At 62.9% G+C, this 18,664-nt stretch carries 19 protein-coding genes; 12 read left to right on the forward strand and 7 right to left on the reverse strand.

Annotated elements, in window-relative coordinates:
* Positions 1-90: 90 nt before the first annotated feature.
* From mobA to ACZ5KU_RS22330, 3 genes are all read left to right on the forward strand, one after another.
* Entirely contained in the window at positions 91-708 is a 618-nt protein-coding gene (mobA, locus tag ACZ5KU_RS22320; RefSeq protein WP_054062893.1) for a molybdenum cofactor guanylyltransferase MobA, read from the forward strand.
* A 46-nt stretch (positions 709-754) separates the two neighbouring features.
* On the forward strand, positions 755-976 hold the full coding sequence (locus tag ACZ5KU_RS22325) for a YgdI/YgdR family lipoprotein (RefSeq protein WP_054058806.1): 222 nt from the start codon (positions 755-757) through the stop codon (positions 974-976).
* A 149-nt stretch (positions 977-1,125) separates the two neighbouring features.
* Positions 1,126-1,599 (forward strand): type II 3-dehydroquinate dehydratase, encoded by a 474-nt coding sequence (locus tag ACZ5KU_RS22330; RefSeq protein ID WP_054058807.1) that lies wholly within the window; start codon positions 1,126-1,128, stop codon positions 1,597-1,599.
* Here ACZ5KU_RS22330 and ACZ5KU_RS22335 read toward each other — a convergent pair.
* The 6 genes from ACZ5KU_RS22335 to ACZ5KU_RS22360 form a co-directional block, all read right to left on the reverse strand.
* The gene (locus ACZ5KU_RS22335) at positions 1,583-2,473 is read right to left on the reverse strand and encodes a pseudouridine synthase (RefSeq protein ID WP_464736289.1); all 891 of its coding nucleotides are present in this window, start codon (positions 2,471-2,473) and stop codon (positions 1,583-1,585) included. The two genes, ACZ5KU_RS22330 and ACZ5KU_RS22335, sit on opposite strands and share 17 nt — an antisense overlap.
* Positions 2,474-2,554: 81 nt before the next feature.
* Entirely contained in the window at positions 2,555-2,890 is a 336-nt protein-coding gene (locus tag ACZ5KU_RS22340; RefSeq protein ID WP_054058809.1) for a hypothetical protein, read from the reverse strand.
* Between the two features lie 146 nt (positions 2,891-3,036).
* Complete coding sequence (locus ACZ5KU_RS22345) at positions 3,037-3,165, reverse strand: hypothetical protein (RefSeq protein ID WP_464736290.1); 129 nt, start codon at positions 3,163-3,165, stop codon at positions 3,037-3,039.
* A gap of 206 nt (positions 3,166-3,371) precedes the next feature.
* On the reverse strand, positions 3,372-3,608 hold the full coding sequence (locus ACZ5KU_RS22350) for a glutaredoxin family protein (RefSeq protein WP_054058810.1): 237 nt from the start codon (positions 3,606-3,608) through the stop codon (positions 3,372-3,374).
* A gap of 67 nt (positions 3,609-3,675) precedes the next feature.
* Positions 3,676-4,647 (reverse strand): acyltransferase family protein, encoded by a 972-nt coding sequence (locus ACZ5KU_RS22355; protein ID WP_054058830.1) that lies wholly within the window; start codon positions 4,645-4,647, stop codon positions 3,676-3,678.
* A 6-nt stretch (positions 4,648-4,653) separates the two neighbouring features.
* On the reverse strand, positions 4,654-5,760 hold the full coding sequence (locus ACZ5KU_RS22360; protein WP_464736291.1) for an acyltransferase family protein: 1,107 nt from the start codon (positions 5,758-5,760) through the stop codon (positions 4,654-4,656).
* A gap of 189 nt (positions 5,761-5,949) precedes the next feature.
* Between ACZ5KU_RS22360 and ACZ5KU_RS22365 the strand changes: the two genes are divergently transcribed.
* The gene (locus ACZ5KU_RS22365; protein ID WP_054058812.1) at positions 5,950-7,905 is read left to right on the forward strand and encodes a monovalent cation:proton antiporter family protein; all 1,956 of its coding nucleotides are present in this window, start codon (positions 5,950-5,952) and stop codon (positions 7,903-7,905) included.
* Positions 7,906-7,908: 3 nt separating this feature from the next.
* Here the strand turns inward: ACZ5KU_RS22365 and ACZ5KU_RS22370 are convergent, their stop codons facing one another.
* Positions 7,909-9,117, reverse strand: a complete 1,209-nt coding sequence (locus ACZ5KU_RS22370; RefSeq protein ID WP_054062897.1) for an ammonium transporter — start codon at positions 9,115-9,117, stop codon at positions 7,909-7,911.
* A 329-nt stretch (positions 9,118-9,446) separates the two neighbouring features.
* Here ACZ5KU_RS22370 and ACZ5KU_RS22375 point away from each other — a divergent pair, with 329 nt between their 5' ends.
* The 8 genes from ACZ5KU_RS22375 (at position 9,447) to ACZ5KU_RS22410 (ending at position 18,657) form a co-directional block, all read left to right on the forward strand.
* On the forward strand, positions 9,447-9,761 hold the full coding sequence (locus ACZ5KU_RS22375) for an ElaB/YgaM/YqjD family protein (RefSeq protein WP_054058814.1): 315 nt from the start codon (positions 9,447-9,449) through the stop codon (positions 9,759-9,761).
* A gap of 2 nt (positions 9,762-9,763) precedes the next feature.
* Complete coding sequence (locus tag ACZ5KU_RS22380) at positions 9,764-10,141, forward strand: phage holin family protein (RefSeq protein WP_054058815.1); 378 nt, start codon at positions 9,764-9,766, stop codon at positions 10,139-10,141.
* Complete coding sequence (locus ACZ5KU_RS22385) at positions 10,138-10,479, forward strand: hypothetical protein (RefSeq protein ID WP_054058816.1); 342 nt, start codon at positions 10,138-10,140, stop codon at positions 10,477-10,479. The genes ACZ5KU_RS22380 and ACZ5KU_RS22385 overlap by 4 nt, the downstream gene beginning before the upstream one ends.
* Positions 10,480-10,608: 129 nt before the next feature.
* The gene (locus ACZ5KU_RS22390) at positions 10,609-11,772 is read left to right on the forward strand and encodes an EAL domain-containing protein (protein ID WP_054058817.1); all 1,164 of its coding nucleotides are present in this window, start codon (positions 10,609-10,611) and stop codon (positions 11,770-11,772) included.
* Between the two features lie 144 nt (positions 11,773-11,916).
* A complete protein-coding gene (locus ACZ5KU_RS22395; protein WP_054058818.1) occupies positions 11,917-13,248 on the forward strand; it encodes a deoxyguanosinetriphosphate triphosphohydrolase in 1,332 nt (443 codons plus the stop codon).
* A gap of 256 nt (positions 13,249-13,504) precedes the next feature.
* Positions 13,505-13,900 carry a response regulator gene (locus ACZ5KU_RS22400; RefSeq protein ID WP_054062900.1) on the forward strand — a complete coding sequence of 132 codons (396 nt, stop codon included), beginning with the start codon at positions 13,505-13,507 and terminating at the stop codon, positions 13,898-13,900.
* 327 nt (positions 13,901-14,227) lie between these two features.
* On the forward strand, positions 14,228-14,857 hold the full coding sequence (locus ACZ5KU_RS22405; RefSeq protein WP_054058820.1) for a response regulator transcription factor: 630 nt from the start codon (positions 14,228-14,230) through the stop codon (positions 14,855-14,857).
* An 8-nt stretch (positions 14,858-14,865) separates the two neighbouring features.
* Positions 14,866-18,657: a transporter substrate-binding domain-containing protein gene (locus ACZ5KU_RS22410; RefSeq protein WP_464736292.1), complete on the forward strand. Its 3,792-nt coding sequence runs from the start codon at positions 14,866-14,868 to the stop codon at positions 18,655-18,657.
* Positions 18,658-18,664: the final 7 nt, after the last annotated feature.

Here is an 18,664-nt window from a genome sequence, read left to right on the forward strand (position 1 = left end):
TGTCGGAAAAACAGGCCGGTGTTATATCACAGCGTTGCCTGTTACAAGTGCGCTCCTTGAGTGGCACGACCATCGCCTTCGAGACCCGCCATGCCGCTGACCGACTTCTCCATCCTGCTCCTGGCCGGCGGCCGCGGCCAACGCATGGGCGGCCGGGACAAGGGCCTGCTGCCCTGGCGAGGCCAGCCATTGATCGCCCATCTGCATGCCACGGCGCGGCCACTGACCGACGACCTGATCATTTCCTGCAACCGTAACCAGGAACGCTATGCGGTCTATGCCGATCGCCTGGTCAGCGACGACAGCAGCGATTTCCCCGGGCCCCTGGCCGGGATTCGCGCCGGCCTGGCGGTGGCACGTCACCCGCATCTGCTGGTGCTGCCCTGCGATGTGCCACAGGTCGATCGGTCACTGCTGCAGAGCATGCTCGAGGTGGCCGGCGAGCACCCACAGCGGCCGCTGATGGTGCGCCAGGGCGAATACTGGGAACCGCTGTTCTGCGTGATCCCGGTGGCGCTGGCCGACGCCTTCGAACGCGCCTGGGCGGCAGGCGAGCGCAGCCCGCGACAGGTCATGCTGCCGTTGCAGGCCCAGGCCCTGCAGTGCCCGGCAGGCGACGCCAGGCTTGCCAACCTCAACACTCCGCAATTGCTTCAGCATTGCGACAGCAGGCTCGATGGACAGCCGCAAGGAACTTGCCGAAAATAATGGCGTCCTAGCAGTAATCCATCCGTATTTTTTCTGGAGAAGCACCATGACCCAACGGACCCTCGCCGCACTCATGCTGACTGTGGGCCTGGCCACCCTCGCCGGTTGCTCGACGCCGACGGTGATCACCCTGAACGACGGGCGTGAGATTCAGGCGGTGGACACTCCCAAGTACGATTCCGACTCGGGCTTCTACGAGTTCAAGCAACTGGACGGCAAGAACACCCGTATCAACAAGGACCAGGTGCGTACCGTCAAGGAGCTGTAAGCCCTTTCACGATCACCAGCAAAGCCCGCCGCGTGCGGGCTTTGTCGTTTCCGACGACCAGAAAGCCGCCACCCGGCACGATCCGCCGCCCAAGCCTATTCTGTAGGTGTCCCCCCTATCGGGGCCAGCCAGCTTGCGGAAGACGAATCATGAAAGTGCTCATGCTCCATGGCATCAATCACGACCTGTTCGGCAAACGCGCACCGATCCGCCATGGCGGTATCACGCTCAGGCAGATCGACGCCCGTTTGCTGAAACTGGCCAGGGAACTGGAAGTCGACATCACCAGCTACCAGACCAACCACGAAGGAGCGATGTGCGCACGGATCCAGCAGGCTGCCCGCGACCATGTGGACGCGGTGCTGATCAACCCCGGGGCCTGGACCCACAGCAGCTACGATATTCGCGATGCCCTGGCCGACCTGAGGGTGCCGGTGGTGGAACTGCACATGTCGAACATCCATGGACGCGAGACCCTGCACCAGCCCTCGGTGCTGGCCGACGTGAGCATGGGGCAGATCTGCGGCTTCGGGGTCGACAGCTACCTGCTCGGCCTGCGGGCGGTGGTCAACGCGGCCCACGCCATGACGAGCCGGATGTTCAGGGCTACCAGTGCAGGGTGATTTCGCTCTGGAACCGACGCACCTGCCCCGTCACCGGATCGACGAAACGCAGCCCCTTGGCCAGCAGCTTGAGCGGGTTGGCGTAGTCGTCCTCGACGTCCTTGAGCACCTGTGGATAAAACGGGTCATTGCAGATCGCCGCGCCCAGGGCGGCCATGTGCACGCGCAACTGATGCTTCTTGCCGGTCACCGGGGACAGGGCGTAGCGCCACAGGTCACCGTTCTTTTCGGCGACCTCGATCAGCGTCTCGGTATTGCTGGCGCCCTCGCCTTCGCACATGCGGAAGAACGGCTCGCCATCGACCAGCCGGCTCTTGTGCACCCGCGGGAAGTCCAGCCCAGGCAGGGCCGGGGCGATCGCCTCGTAGAACTTGTCGATCTGCCGGGTCGGAAACAGCGACTGATAGGCCGAGCGTGTCGCGGGGTTCGCCGAAAACAGCACCAGCCCGGCGGTATGCCGATCGATGCGGTGAAGGGGCACCAGGTGAGGGTTGTCCAGACGGCGGATCAACCGGCGCAGCAAGGTCTGCTCGACGTACCCGCCAGCCGGGGTCACCGGCAGGAAATGTGGCTTGTCCGCCACCACCAGGTGCTCGTCGGCATACAGAATCGCCTCCGTGACCGGAATCGCTGCCTCGTTCGGCACCTCGCGAAAGTAGTAGATCTGCAGCCCTTCGCGATAGGCCAGTTGTGTCGTGATCGGCACACCCTGGGCATCGAGCACCCGCCCGCGGGCGATCCGGTCGAGCCACTGCTCGCGACCGATGGCCGGGAAATGCCCGCACAGGCAGTCCAGCACGGTAGGCCAGCTACCCGGTGGCAAATACAGGGTGCTGGCCTGGTTTTCGGCGGCATTGAACAGTGAAGCGGACATGACGGGGGCTCGAACGGCGGGCTGGGCCGACATTATCCGGCAAGACCCCGCCGCCCCGTCAATCGATCGTGCCGGTTGGCCTCAACCGGCCGCCACCTGGCTCTTGAGCAGTGGCGAGCCACTGGCCGCCTCGGTGTAGTCCTTCAGCCAGCGCAGTACATCCACCGCTTCCCAGCGCCCCGGGTCGTAGAGCGCGTAGAGCAGCCCCTGATAGCCCACCACATCCAGCTGGCGGTGATAACCCGCGCGCTGGAACAGTGCCTCGATTTCCGCGAAACAGGTGTTGAAATGCAGCTTGTTGAACGGTGTCTTGCCTTCTGTCACCAGCCCATCGAGTCGCAACTCCAGCACCGCCTCGCGCACCACATCGGCGGACATGCGATTGACGCTGGATTTCAATTGTTCGACATTGACCATGCTTTACCCTCTTGATCTTCCTGGTTTCATCCCCGGGTGCGCATGTCGTGGTGGACATCCTGTCACCAACACCGGGACAAAACTGTATGAATATACAGTAACTTAATTTTACGCAATTCGCCAACGGATTCCTGCCGCACGAGCGGTCATGACTCCCTGGGGTGGACCTTGCCATAGACGTTGCCGCCGATGAACGAGCCCACCGTACCGAGGATCACCATGGCATAGGTTGCGCCATCAATCTTTCCATACCATGTCAGGGTCGCGGTGCTCATACCAACCACCAACATCGCGAGAAACTTGCGTCCCCCAGTTGGTTGACCAGCAACACTTGTCTCCCTTTCATTTCACTTCCTCCCTGCACCACGCATGCGTGCTGCGTCAAAACGTCATGCCTGGACGTAAGCACAGCCGTTTTCCAGGTGCAAGCCAGGGTAATCTGATGAAACAGAAGGGCCGGGAAAGGCTCTGGCAGGCGCGCTCAGCGCACGAAGGCCACGACCTGTTCGGCATCGAAGGGCCAGCCGAGTTCGGCACCGGTATCCACCCGGCGCAATACCGGAATCCGCAGGCCGTAGCGCTCGAACAGGGACTCGTCGTCGGCGATATCCACCAGTTCCACCAGCAGGCCGTGCTCCACCAGCGGCATCAGCACCGCTTCGGCGACTTCGCAGAGGTGGCAACCCAAGGTGCCGAAGAGTTGGCATTCAGGCAGCATGGCGAGGGGTCCTGGGCAGGGGAAAACCTCATTCTAGGCCGCCCCCCCGCCTGCGTCGAGCCGACGCTCAGAGCACGAAGCGCAGCCGGCGGCTGAGCAGGATCAGCAGCGGCGCGGCGGCAAGCGCCAGCAGCAGCACGATGGCGGTCATCCCGTTTCCGTAGGGGATGCCCAGCGCCAATGCCCCATAGAGAAACAGCGGATGCACGTAGTAGAGCGCCGAGGACAGCTTGGCGTTGCGGCTGCTGGTGGAGGGGCGGAAAAACACGAAGGGCAGCAGGAACAGCGCCGGCGTGATCAGCGGCAATGACAGCAGGAAGTCGAAGTTCTGCCGGGCATCGGCCTGGTGCGAATAGTTCAGCCAGGCTTCGCCGAACACCAGCAGCAGGCTGATCACCAGGGCCGTGCACACTTGCGCCCGGGTAACCCGCTCCGGCACCTGGTGCCGGGCCAATAGAAAGCCCAGCGCCATGAACGGGAAGCCCATGAACAGGAAATTGCGCGCGGTGTAGTCGTTCTGGTTGAAGTGCTGGAGAAAGGCGTTGGGCAGCTCGAAATAGACCCGGGCATATTGCAGCACCAGGCCGATCGTGAAGGCACCCAGCGCCAGGACCACCAGCAGCCCGGTCGGGCGTCCGCGCAGCAGGTACAGGATCAGGCCGCCGCCGAGCATGCCGAGCAGGTACCAGAGGTGGAAGTAGCCGATCACGAACTGCTTGACGATCCACAGCACCCCACCGACGCTGCCCAGTGCCTGGAGACTGACATAGGTCGGGCTGTAGACCAGCATCCAGAAGAGATACAGCAGCAGCCCGCGCCTGAACCAGACGGCGAACGAGTGGCCGGAATCCAGGGTTTTCCACAGGTAGTAGCCGTTGATCACGAAGAAGGTCGGCACCGCGACCCGGAACAGCCCGTTGCACAGCAGGTAGCCCATCGCCGTGTAGTTGCCGCCCATGAAATGACAGTGCAACACCACCACGAACACCGCCAGCACAACCTTCAGAGCATCCAGGTTACCGTTGAGGACTTTGGACATCGGCACTCACCTGCTTTCCGGCAAGGAATCGGACGGCTTGCGCGACGAGGCGCGGCGAAACCGGCGGTTGCAGTAGCGGGTCGCCCGATCGAGCACCGGTTTCTCGAAAAGCGAGTAGCCGACCCAGCCGTAGCACAACACCGCCGCCAGCATCAGTAGCAGGAACAGCAGGTTGTCCAGCAGGCTGCCTGGCCAGTTGCCGATCACCAGCCAGGTCCGACCGAGCACGCCCAGTACCAGCAGATGCGACAGATAAATCGTGTAGGACATGTCACCGGTGAACACCAGCGGCGTCGGGATACGGATCAGTTGGCGCCGTTCGAGCAGCACCAGCGACAGGGTCAGGGCACCGAACACCAGGCCCACCGAGAGCATCCGCAACAGCCCTTCCTGCTGGAACAACTGGTAGTGATAGATCAGCGGAAAGCCCAGCAGCAGGCTGGCCGCGAACAGCAGCCAGAGCGCCGGCGTCGGCACCCTTGCGCTGTGCGGCCCGTAGAAGAACAGCGCCAGCGCGCTGCCGACGATGAACTCCAGGGCATAGGGGTGCAGGATGATTTTCAGGGCCGGTCCATGGGCCTGCCAGGAACCGAGCAGGTTGAACACCAGCAGTGCCAGCGCCCAAGCCAGCAACAGAGCTGGCAACCAGCGTTCGCGAAAGGCCAGCAGCCCGCTGAACACCAGGTAGAACCACAGCTCGAACACCAGTGACCAGGCCACCATCACCAGCAGCACGCGCTCGTTGGGCAGCAACAGGAATGACATCAGCAGGTTGGAACCGCCGTGGGAGCTGTTGACCAGCGTCGGCGAGGCCAGATACACCGCCAGGGTGATGAAGAAATACAGCCAGTAGTTGGGGTAGATCCGCGACACGCGGTTGAACAGGAAGCGCTGGAACTGCGCCTTGTCCTGGAAGCGGCCACGGGTGACGATCACCATGACGAAACCGCTGATGACGAAGAACAGGTCGACGCCCAGCTGGAAGAAATCCACCAGCGCCGGCAGCAGGGTATCGCCGCCAGAGTACTTGAGCTCCACCGCCGCCATGTGAAACAGCACTACCCCAACCACTGCCGCCCCTCTAAGGCCCTGCAGCGAATACAGCCGCTCCATGCTTCTCTCCGTTGTCACGCCTGTGCTCCGGCATTCCGAGATTGAGCATAGCGAACCGTGCCGGATATGAGACATTGCCACTGGCGGATGATTTCCATCAACCCTGGTTTCGATCATCTGCGAGAAACTGACGGCTTTTTTCCGGTTACTTTTTCCGGGCCATTTTTCCGAACCGTTGCGGAGATGCTTGTGTTTGCCAATCTGTTGATCATTCTCGCCTCGTCACTGGTGGTGATTGCGCTGTTCCGGCGCCTGCAGTTGCCACCGGTGCTGGGTTACCTGTGCGTCGGGCTGCTGGTGGGGCCGACCGCCTTCGACTGGGTCAACGACAACGAAGCGCTGCCGGACCTGGCCGAGCTGGGCGTGGTGTTCCTGCTGTTCTCCCTGGGCCTGGAGTTTTCCCTGTCGAAGATGCTCGCCCTGCGGCGTGTGGTCTTCGGCCTGGGCAGCCTGCAGGTGGTCTGCACCGGGGCGGTGCTGGGCGCGCTGCTGGCATTCTTCGGCATGCCGCTGGCGGCGGCGCTGATGCTTGGGACGGGGCTGGCCCTGTCCTCGACCGCCATCGTCAGCAAGGAGTTGACCAGCCTCGGGGAGATCTTCAGCAGCCATGGCCAGAACGCGATTGGCGTGCTGCTGTTCCAGGATGTCATCGCGGTCCTGCTGCTGACGCTGGTCCCGGTGTTCGCCGGCAGCAGCGACCAGGCCTGGTACTGGGCGCTGCCACTCACCCTGGGCAAGACCCTGGTGCTGTTCGTCGGCCTGCTGCTGGCCAGCCGCTGGCTGCTGCCACGGTTGTTCCATGAGGTCGCCGCCTCGCACTCGGCGGAACTGTTCGTACTGCTGGCCCTGGTGATCGTGCTGCTGACCGCCTGGCTGACCCACCTGCTGGGCCTGTCGCCCGCCCTGGGCGCTTTTCTCGCCGGCATGCTGCTGGGGGAAAGCCACTATCGCCATCAGATCGAGGCCGATATCCGCCCGTTTCGCGACATCCTGCTCGGCCTGTTCTTCGTCAGTATCGGCATGCTGATCGATCTGCAACTGTTCGCCCATCATGGCCTGCTGATCCTCGGCCTGACCCTGGCCCTGCTGCTGATCAAGGGCTCGGTGGTGGCGCTGCTGGTCAGGGGTCGCGGCAGCGATGCGGAAACCGCCTGGCGCAGCGGCCTGGCCCTGGCCCAGGGCGGCGAGTTCTGTTTCGCCCTGATGGCCCAGATGCAACAGAACCGGTTGATGCCCGCCGATATCAGCGGTCCGTTGCTGGCGGCAACCTTCTGCTCCATGGTCATGACCCCCTTGCTGCTGCGCGCCGCGCCACGGATCGCCGCCACGCTGCATCGCAAGCCGAACCAGGAAGCCCGCCTGGAGGAAATCAGTGCGCTGAACGCCGAATTGCACGGGCATGTGGTGATCTGCGGCTACGGCCGTGTCGGCCAGTCCATCGGCCGCTTCCTGCGCCGCGAGCAGCAGCCCTTCGTCGCGCTCGACGACGATCCGGTGCGGGTGAGCGAAGCCGCCGCCGGCGAAAGCTGCGTGCACTACGGCGACTCACGCCGTGGCGACCTGCTGAGCGCCGTGGGCCTGGAGCGGGCACGCCTGCTGGTGGTCGCGGTGGACAAGACCGATATCGCCATGCAGGTGCTCAGGGAGGCCCGCCGGCTCAGCGCCACGGTCCCGATCCTGGTCCGGACCCGCGATGACAGCCAGCTCACCGAGTTGAAAGAGGCGGGCGCCAGCGAGGTGGTGCCGGAGTTGCTGGAGTCGAGCCTGATGCTCGCCTCCCATGCACTGGTGATGCTCGGGGTCGAGGAGCAGCGGGTACGGGCCGGAATCAACGAAGTACGGCACAGTCGCTACAAGCTGCTGCGCGGTTTCTACCACGGGGCGCAGACCAACCTGCTGGGCAGCCAGGGCCAGCCCAGGGTACTGATGCATGCGGTGAACCTCGGGGCCGACGCCCATGCCTGCGGCCGCTCGGTCAATGACCTGGCCCTTGAACAGCTGGGGGTCGAGATTCAGGGATTGCAGCGCGGCGGCAGCGAACTGGCAGTCGATGCCGATACCACGCTGCAGGCCGGCGACACCGTGCGGGTGTCCGGGCCGCTGGCAGCCATCGAGGCCTGCGAGGCCCGATTGCTGGGTGGGTAGAATTCAGTCCTGGCTCACGGCGCCGATCTTGTGAATCGACAGGTCGGCGCCGTAATACTCTTCTTCCTGACTCAGCCGCAGGCCGTGTACGGCCCTGATCAGCCCATACACCGCAAACCCGCCGACCAGTGCCACGACCACCCCCAGCGCCGTGCCGATCAATTGGCTGGCCAGGCTGACGCCACCCAGGCCCCCCAGCGCCTGCTGGCCGAAGATCCCGCAGGCAATCCCGCCCCATACGCCGCACAGCCCGTGCAGTGGCCAGACACCCAGCACATCGTCGATCTTCCATTTGCTCTGCACGGCAATGAAGCACCAGACGAACAGGCCGCCCGCCACCACCCCGGTCACCAGCGCCCCCACCGGATGCATCAGGTCGGAACCGGCACAGATCGCCACCAACCCGGCCAACGGGCCGTTGTGCAGGAAGCCCGGGTCATTGCGGCCGATGATCAGCGCCGCCACCGTGCCGCCAACCATCGCCATCAGCGAGTTCACCGCCACCAGGCCACTGACGCCCTGCAAGGTCTGGGCGCTCATCACGTTGAAGCCGAACCAGCCGACGATCAGGATCCACGAGCCCAGCGCCAGGAACGGGATGCTTGACGGCGCGAACGCCACCAGCCGCCCTTCACGGTAGCGCCCCTGGCGCGGCCCCAGCAGCAACACCGCCGCCAGCGCCAGCCAGCCGCCCATGGCGTGCACCACCACGGAGCCGGCGAAGTCATGGAAGCTTGCGCCAAAGCGCGCCAGCAGCCAGGCTTGCAGGCCGAAATTGCCATTCCAGACCAGGCCTTCGAAAAACGGATAGACGAACGCGACGATCAGCGCCGTGGCGCACAACTGCGGGGCAAACTTCGCCCGCTCGGCGATCCCGCCGGAAATGATCGCGGGAATGGCCGCGGCGAAAGTCAGCAGGAAGAAGAACTTCACCAGCCCGTAGCCGTGATCGCCGCTGATCTGTGCCGCCGGCTGCAGAAAGCTCACGCCATAGGCGATCCAGTAGCCGACGAAGAAATACACCAGGGTCGAGATGGCGAAATCGCTGAGGATTTTCGACAGCGCGTTCACCTGGTTCTTCTGGCGTACGGTACCGACTTCAAGAAAGGCGAAGCCGGCGTGCATGAACAGCACCATGATCGCGCCGAGCAGGATGAACAGGGTGTTGGAACCATGGACCAGACTATCCACGGCACTTTGCAAATTTTCCATGGGACGGCAGACCTGAAGTCAGGGAAAGGCACCGCGGCTGTTCGGGACACCGGTTTTTTTCGCACTCTATTGGCGCACGCCGGGCAAGCAGCGAACCGCTTTGGCGCAGCACGAAAAACAGGCTCGGTGGCCGCTTCGGTTTTTTCCGCGTGTTTCGATTATTTGAGGTAAGGTTTTCGTGGTGCGCGCCCATAAACGCCCGGATACGGCGCACGGGCCCGCGACCACGCACCAGCACACAGCAAAAGCTGTACCAGTCGATTGCAGTGAACCTTCGGACAAGGCCCGCACTCGAACCTTTCACACGCCTCTCAAGGAGATATGCCCCTATGGCCCGCAATCCGGCAAAGACTGCTCAGGAAATATTGATGGCGGATTTTCAGACCCTGGTCAGCGACGCCGAGCGTTTGCTGGAACACACCGCGGGCCTGGCCGGCGAACAGGCTGACGAGCTGCGCGCGCAGATTCACGACAGCCTGTCGAAAGCCCGGGAGACCCTGCAGTTGACCGAGGCGACTCTGCGTGAGCGGAGCAAGGAAGCCGTGGTCGCGGCCGAAGACTATGTCCAGGCCAACCCCTGGCAATCGGTGGGCATCGCCGCCGGCCTCGGTTTTATCGTCGGCCTGCTGGTGACACGGCGCTGATCATGGCTATCGACGAAGCGCAAAACACCGGCTCCTCCAGCCGGCGCCTGGGTGCCGCCGTCCTCGGCCTGCTGCACAGCCATATCGAGCTGTTCGGCATCGAGCTGCAGGAACAGAAGGCCCGCACCGTCAGCCTGCTGCTGTTCGCCGGGCTGGCGCTGGTCTTCGCCCTGCTGCTGCTGATCGGCCTGTCGGCACTGGTGCTGATCCTGGTCTGGGACACCTACCGCCTGGCCGGCATCATCGGCTTGTGCGTCTTCTACAGCCTGGCCGCCCTGTTCTGTGGCCTGCGCCTGAAGGCGGCCGTCTTCGATGAGTCCTCTCCCTTCCACGCCACGCTCGAAGAGCTGGCCAACGACCGCAAGCGACTGCTGCCATGAGCCTGCCAGAACTGCCACAAGGCAACTCCCGCCGGGAGATGCGCAAGGCACTGATCCGCCTGCGCATGGAAATGCATCGACAGGAAATCCGCCACGAATCCCGGCAACTGCTGGAGCCGTTGCAGCGCGTGCGCGGGCTGGGCCGCAACTGGCAGGAAAACCTCGGCATCAAGCATGCCCCCCTGTGGGGTATCGCCGTGGTCACACTGCTGGGCTTCCTTGGCGGCAAGGGCGCCAAGGGTGCCGGGGTGGGCGGCCTGTCCCGCCTGGTGCGCCTGGGCACCAGCCTGCTGCCGCTGATCAGGCTGGTCATGCAGGGCTCATCCGGAAAACGTTGACGGCGGTGGAGCTGGCTGCATTCTTGCAAAGATAACTGATCGAACAATAACCGCCGGTTGTTTTCGGCGGTTGGCGACCCCGCTGCCTGCCCACGAGCCACCAGCCGACAAACCGCCTCAGGAGGCTCCGTGATCGACGGGCAACCGCTCGCTTGCTTTCAGCCATTCATCGATACCGCGACGGGGCGCATAGCCGGCGTCGAGGTCCTGGGCCGCCTGCGCCAGGCGAACGGGCAACTGGTCTCCGTCGGCCCCCTGTTCAGCGACCCGCTGACACCCGCAGCAGACCTGCTGGACCTCGACCGGCAACTGCGCGATGACGCCCTGAGCCGGCTGCACGAAGCCCCGCCAGAGTGGTTTCTGAGCCTCAACATATCGCCTCGCTGGATCAGCCTGTTGACACCGGGCCAGGCCCTGCCGAGCCTGCAACAATTGCAACGGCACGGCGTGGACCCGGCCCGCATCGTCTTCGAGATCACCGAACTGGATGGCGACAGCCAGCAACTGTCCCAGGTGGTCGAGCGCTATCGCCAGGCCGGCGCCCGGATCGCCATCGACGACTTCGGTGCCGGCTACTCGCAACTGGATCGGGTACTGGCCCTGCAGCCGGATATTCTCAAGCTCGACATGCGCCTGTTCCAGGCGGCGGCCCGTGGCGGGCCGAGCAGCGAGGTGGTCAAGGCGCTCGCGCAGATGGCGGAAAAGACCGGCTGCTGGATCATTGCCGAAGGGGTCGAAACCGAGGAAGAGTTGAACTTCGCCCTCGAATGCGGTTCACGCTATGTTCAGGGTTATCTGTTCGCCAAGGCCGAACAGGCGTTTTTCCCCAGCGACAGGTTCGTCAGGCAATTCGCCGAACTGCGCGAACGCTATGTCCAGCGCAAGCTCGCCGAGCGCGCGCAGTTGATGAAGCTGCGCCAGCAACTGGGTGAACTGATGGGCATCCTCCAGGCCTGGGCCCAGGCGCAGGCGCCCCTCAGCCAACTGCCACGGCTGGACAGCTACCCCTGGCTGCTGCGTTTCTACCAGTGCGACCGCCACGGCACGCAACTCACACCCAACGTGGAATGGCGCAACCAGGCCTGGCAGGCTGACAACAGCTATGTGGGCCACAACTGGTCATGGCGCCCGTACTTCTATCACCTGCTCGCCGAAGGCTGGGATGGGCGGCGCCTGACGCTGTCCGGCACCTATCGCGACGCCACCACCAACCAGTACTGCCTGACCGCCGGGCAATTCTTCGACGATGGCCGGCGCCTGCTGCTTATCGATATCGATGCCGCCATCCTTTAGAGGGCTGCGTGGCTGATTCGCCCGGTTGAATCGCATTGACCGCAAAGACCACCTGGTTTTGCCACACCTCGCCAGTTTTTGCTTGCAGGCGCGCCAGCTAACCGGGAAGCTGGCGGTTCGATCATTCGACGGAGGGAACCCGCCTTGGACTGGCAAACCCTGCTTAACCGCGAACGCCTGGGCAAGCCCCTGCACAGCCCGCAAGAGCTGGGCCGCAGCCCTTTCCACAAGGACCACGACCGTATCATCTTCTCCGGGGCATTCCGCCGCCTGGGCCGCAAGACCCAGGTACATCCGGTTTCGAGCAACGATCATATCCACACCCGCCTGACCCACTCGCTGGAAGTCAGTTGCGTCGGCCGCTCCCTGGGCATGCGGGTCGGCGAGACCCTGCGCAGCGCCCTGCCCGACTGGTGCGAACCGAGCGACCTGGGGATGGTCGTGCAGTCGGCCTGCCTGGCCCATGACATCGGCAATCCGCCTTTCGGCCACTCCGGCGAGGATGCGATCCGCCACTGGTTCCAGCAGGCCGCCGGCCGCGGTTGGCTGGACGACATGAGCATCGCCGAGCGGGCCGACTTCCTCAACTTCGAGGGCAATGCCCAGGGCTTCCGGGTGCTGACTCAGCTTGAGTACCACCAGTTCGACGGCGGCACCCGGCTGACCTACGCCACCCTCGGCACCTACCTCAAATACCCCTGGAGCGCCCGTCACGCCGACTCGCTGGGCTACAAGAAGCACAAGTTCGGCTGCTACCAGAGCGAGCTGCCGATCCTCGAGCAGATCGCCCACAAGCTCGGCCTGCCGCAACTGGAGGAACAACGCTGGGCCCGGCACCCGCTGGTGTACCTGATGGAGGCTGCCGACGACATCTGCTACGCGCTGATCGACCTGGAAGACGGCCTGGAGATGGACCTGCTCGACTATGAACAGGTCGAATCGCTGCTGCTCGACCTGGTCGGTGACGATCTGCCGGAAACCTATCGACTGCTGGGCCCGCAGGACTCGCGTCGACGCAAACTGGCGATTCTGCGTGGCAAGGCCATCGAACACCTGACCAATGCCGCCGCCAGGGCCTTCGTCGAGCAGCAGGACGCCCTGCTGGCGGGAACCCTGCCGGGCGACCTGGTCGAACACATGCACGGTCCGGCCAAGCGTTGCGTGCTCAACGCCAAGGACATCGCCCGCAAAAAGATCTTCCAGGACAAACGCAAGACACTGCACGAAATCGGCGCCTACACCACCCTGGAGATTCTCCTGAATGCCTTCTGCGGTGCCGCCCTGGAGCAGCACGGCGGGCGTACGCCGTCGTTCAAGAACCGGCGGATTCTCGATCTGCTCGGCAACAACGCGCCCAATCCCGACTGGCCGCTGCACGCCTCGTTCCTGCGCATGATCGACTTCATCGCCGGCATGACCGACAGCTACGCCAGTGAAATGGCCAGGGAAATGACCGGACGCTCCAGTCCCCAGTAACCTTGCCCCGCTCGCCTTCGGCAAGGACTGCAGCCCTTGCCGAAGGCCCCCCTACGTCGCGCGGAGAAAGCCTACATTGGCCGCGGAATCCGCTGATGGAGCTTTCGTTCGACCCACTGAAATAATCCATTACCCTCTTAGTCTGCCGCCTGGACTCAATCCATCCCCTCGCTCAACAGGCCCCTCTTCAGGATCGACACCTCACCGCCTGCACCTGAGGCCTTGTTCGAAACAGGTAGCCCGCCTGGAAAATTACATGCCCAAAGAAAATCTGCGCGTATTGCTGGTGGAGGATCACCCCTTTCAACTGGTCGCTACGCAGAGCCTGCTCAACAGCTATGGCTTCCACCACCTCACCCCGGCCGCCAACGCAACCGAAGCCCTGCGGGCGATGGAAGCCGTGCCAACGCCCTTCGACCTGATGCTCTGCGACCAGTGCCTGCCCGATATACCGGGGCTCGAACTGATCCACACCGCCAATCAGCGCGGCAAGATCAGGCAGGCTATCCTGCTCAGCAGTCTCAGCCTCGACGAACTGTGGGCACTCAACCAGAGCGCGTTGCTGCGCCATCTCCCTCTGCTGGGCTGCCTGAGCAAGCCGCTCAACGGCCTGGCGCTGAAAAACATATTGGGCTCACGCTGCGTCCGATAGAAAACAGCATCTTTTGTCAGACGAATGTCTTGGCAACTGTCACTAATATCGTGATTGCCAGCCAACAGAACTGCAGAATCAAGCCTATCCATACGTAGGAATTATCCGAAATACTATTAAACACCTACAAACAGCCAAGCCCTTTTAATAACAAAAAACTATAAAAGCAGGAAACACACCCCTCCATGTATCCTCAGAATGTAAGTCGACAGCTCAATTAAAGTAGGAATATTCCTATACAGCTTCTGTAGGCATCTCTATTCATGCGTCCCGGGAGACAAGTGAGCTAATGTGCGCGCTTTCTACGCAGCTCGTATGGGATTTATTATGAATTCGGTTTTTATCGTCGACGACCACCCCGTTGTCCGTCTTGCCATTCGGATATTGCTGGAGCAGGAAGATTGTTATGAAATAGTCGGTGAGACGGATAATGGTGTCGACGCCATGCAGATGGTCCGCGAATGCATGCCGGACCTCGTCATTCTCGACGTCAGCATCCCCAAGCTGGACGGCCTGGAAGTGCTGGCCCGCCTGGACGGCATGAACCTGTCGCTGAAAACCCTGGTACTGACCGGGCAGTCTCCCTCGCTGTTCGCCATTCGCTGCATGCAATCGGGCGCTGCAGGCTATGTTTGCAAGACCGAAGATCTGGGCGAACTGATGAGTGCGGTGAAAGCGGTATTATCCGGCTACAATTACTTTCCCAGCCAGGCATTGATCAGCGGCCGAAAAGATGAAGCGATCAATCCGGAAATGGAACTCTTCAAACTGGTCAACGACCGGGAACTGATGGTATTGCAACTGTTCGCCCAGGGCAGGACAAACAAGGAAATCGCCAAGGGCATGTTCCTCAGCAACAAGACCGTCAGCACTTACAAGAAACGCCTGATGCAGAAACTGAAAGCCAAGACCCTCGTCGAACTGATCGAAATGGCCAAACGCAACGCGGTAGTGTGAGAAGACGGATGCCCACGCGCTTGAAGGATTATCTGACAATCATCACGGGAATGCTCCTGTGTCTGTCAGCGCATGCAATACCCGGCGATGTGACCCACTTCGCCCTGCTCAGCCGTTCGAATGCTGGACACATGGAGGTGCAGCTCGACAAGGAACAGCGCCGCTGGATACAGGACAGGCGCGTGCTGGTACTGGGCACCTCCTCCCCGGACTATCCACCGTTCGACATCACCGCCAGCGGGCGTGACTACGAAGGCATCACGGCGGACTACGCGGGGATTCTTTCCGGCGCACTTGGCCTGCCGGTCAAGGTGCACAGCTTCGCCAGCCGGGAGCAAGCCATCCAGGCCCTCGAGAACGGACAGATCGATCTGCTGGGGAGCGCCAACGGCTTCGAGGCCGTCAACAAGAACATCGCGCTATCGATTCCCTATGCCGTCGACCAGCCGGTACTGGTCACCCGCGAGGGCGAAACCCGCTCGCTCACCGACGGTCTGGCCGGCATGCGCCTGAGCATGGTCTATCACTACCTGCCACTGGACGAGATAAAGGCGCAGTATCCCGAGGCGATCATCCAGTTCTATCCCTCCTACCTCAATGCCATCAACGCCGTCGCCTTCGACCAGGCCGATGTGTTCCTGGGCGACACCATCTCGACCCACTACCTGATCAACAAGGGCTACCTGCGCAACGTGAAAATGGCCAATTTCGGCAAACATGAAGCCTACGGTTTCAGTTTTGCCGTGCGCGGCGACGAACCGTTGCTGTTGGGTATCGTCAACAGCATTCTCAGGGCCATCCCCACCGGTGAGCGCGAGAGCATCGCGCAACGCTGGAGTGCCGGCAGCGATATCCTGCTGACCGATCACAAGCTGCAACTGAGCCCTCGCGAAGAGCAGTGGCTCAAGGCCAATCCGCTGGTGCGCGTGGTAGTCAACGAGGCCCTGGCGCCGATCACCTTCTTCGACGCCGACGGCAACTTTCGCGGGGTGACGGCCGACCTGCTGGAACTGATCCGCCTGCGTACCGGCCTGCGTTTCGAAATCCAGCGGGCACGCAGCGTGGATGACATGATCGGCCGAATCGGCAGCGGCAAGGCCGATGTGATCGCGGCCATCAGCCCGACCAATGCCCGGGAAGAGCTGCTGCATTTCAGCCGTCCCTACATGGAGAACTCCTTCGTCCTGCTCACCGCGAAAGGCAAGGACAGCCCGATCAATCTCGAGCAGATGGAGAACAAGCGCCTGGCAATCACCCGCGGCAATGCGCTGATCGACTACCTGCGCCGCGAATTCCCGGGGATCCGCCTGGTGGAGACCGACGACGGCCTCAAGGCGGCCGAACTGCTCGCCCAGGGCCAGGTGGAGGGTGCGGTCGGCTCGCTGGTGATCGCCAACTACCTGATCGCCTCGCAGATATTCGACGACCGTCTGCAGATCAGCGCCACCATCGGTACCCAGCAGGCGGTCTTCGCCCTGGCCACCGCCCGCGGCGCCACCGAACTCGGTTCGATCCTCGACAAGGCCCTGCTGAGCATCGCCCCGGACGAACTGGGTATCGTCAACAGCCGCTGGCGCGGCTACACCCCGGCCTCCGACAGCTACTGGCGCAACTATCACCGCCTGATCATCCAGATCATCGTCGGTGCCAGTGTGCTGTTGCTGCTATCGCTGACCTGGAATGCCTACATGCGACGGCAGATCAGGCAGCGCCAGTTGGCGGAACGGGCATTGAGCGACCAGTTCGAATTCATGCGTGCGCTGGTCAACGGCACTCCTCACCCGATCTACGTGCGCGACCGCCAGGGCCTGCTGCAGACCTGCAACGACAGCTACCTGGAAGCCTTCTCGGCGAAGCTGGAAGACCTGGTCGGCAAAAGCGCGCTGGAAGGTGCACGCGCCCTCGGCAACGAACAGGAGGCCAGCGAATACCAGGCCGACTACCTGCGGGTGATCGAGGACGGCACGCCGCTGATCTGCGACCGCACACTGCATATCAGGGGCCGTGAGCTGACCATCTATCACTGGATACTGCCCTACCGGAACTCACTGGGTGAGGTGCAGGGCATCATCGGCGGCTGGATCGACGTCAGCGAACGACGCCAACTGCTCGAGGACCTGCGCAGTGCCAAGGAACAGGCCGATGACGCCAACCGGGCCAAGAGCACCTTCCTGGCGACCATGAGCCATGAGATCCGCACGCCGATGAACGCCGTGATCGGCATGCTGGAACTGACCCTGAAGCGCGCCGACCAGGGGCATCTGGATCGCCCGGCCATCGAGGTCGCGTACAACTCGGCCAAGGACCTGCTGGAACTGATCGGCGATATTCTCGACATCGCCCGCATCGAGTCCGGCCGCCTCAGCCTGTCCCCCGAACGGGTCAACCTGGAGGAGCTGGCGGAATCGGTGGTCCGCGTCTTCGATGGCCTGGCGCGCCAGAAAAGCCTGAGCCTGGTCATGAAGGAAACGCTCCGGGAGCAGCCCTGCGATGTGCTGGTCGACCCGCTGCGCTTCAGACAGATTCTGTCCAACCTGGTCAGCAACGCCATCAAGTTCACCGAGCAGGGCCGGATCAGCATCGACCTGGCCATCCAGCCCACCGAAGTGGCGCAACGGGTAAAGGTGCGACTGCGGGTCGAAGACACCGGTATCGGCATCAGCCAGGCCGACCAGGAACGCCTGTTCCAACCCTTCGCCCAGGCCGACAACTCCGGCCAGCTGGCCCGCAGTGGTGCCGGGCTGGGGCTGGTGATCTGCCGCAGCCTCTGCGAAATGATGGGAGGAACACTGACCCTTGCCAGCGTTCCCGGCCAGGGCACCCAGGTGACCGTGACCCTTGAACTGGACAGCCTGGAACCGCTGCAAGGGCCGATCGAGCGCGAGACGGAGCTGCCCCCGGCCCTGCATGAACTGAATGTACTGGTGGTCGACGACCATCCCGCCAACCGCCTGCTGATGTGCCAGCAACTGGGTTACCTCGGTCATCGCTACAGCACCGCGCAGAACGGCGCTAGCGGCCTGCAGATCTGGAAAGACGGACACTTCGACCTGGTGATCGTCGATTGCAACATGCCGGTCATGAACGGCTATGACCTGACCCGCCAACTGCGCGACCATGAAACGGCACTGGCGCGCCCGCGTTGCACGGTGTTCGGTTTCACCGCCAATGCCCAGCCGGAAGAACGCAGCCGCTGCCTGCAGGCCGGAATGGACGACTGTCTGTTCAAGCCGATCAGCCTGACCGCGCTGAGCAGGAAACTGGCCGACCTGCGTGCCGTGCCCTTCAACCCACCGTTCAGCATCGAAGGCCTGAACGCCCTGACCGGTGGCGAGCCGCAACTGATACGCCGGCTGCTGGACGAATTGCTCAGCAGTTGCCAGGCCGACCGGCAGGAATTGCAGGGATTGCCATTGGGGCACGGCATGACGGCCTTCATCGACCTGGCGCACAAGATCAAGGGCGCGGCCCGCATCATTCAGGCCGCCACGCTGGTCGAGCAGTGCGAAAGCCTGGAAGCCGCCGGCGAACGGAACGCCCCGGCGAGCACGATCGAAAGTGCCCGCGAGGCAGTCGTCCGGACCCTGGCGACACTGGAAGAGGCCCTCCGGAAGTACCTTGGCGAACTGGATAAAAAAAAATCCACGCAGGATGACGCCGGCCACCAGACAAATCCCCCGAAATGGAGTAAAACAGCCTGGGCTGGGCACTTCCCTGCGCAGCCCCACCTCAGGCAGGGCCATACGGAAAATGCGACCGCCAGCCTTTTCGGCGAACCATTGACTGCCCCTGGCTGCTGAGCAGTGC

The sequence above is a fragment of the Pseudomonas sp. Tof1 genome (assembly GCF_055390395.1).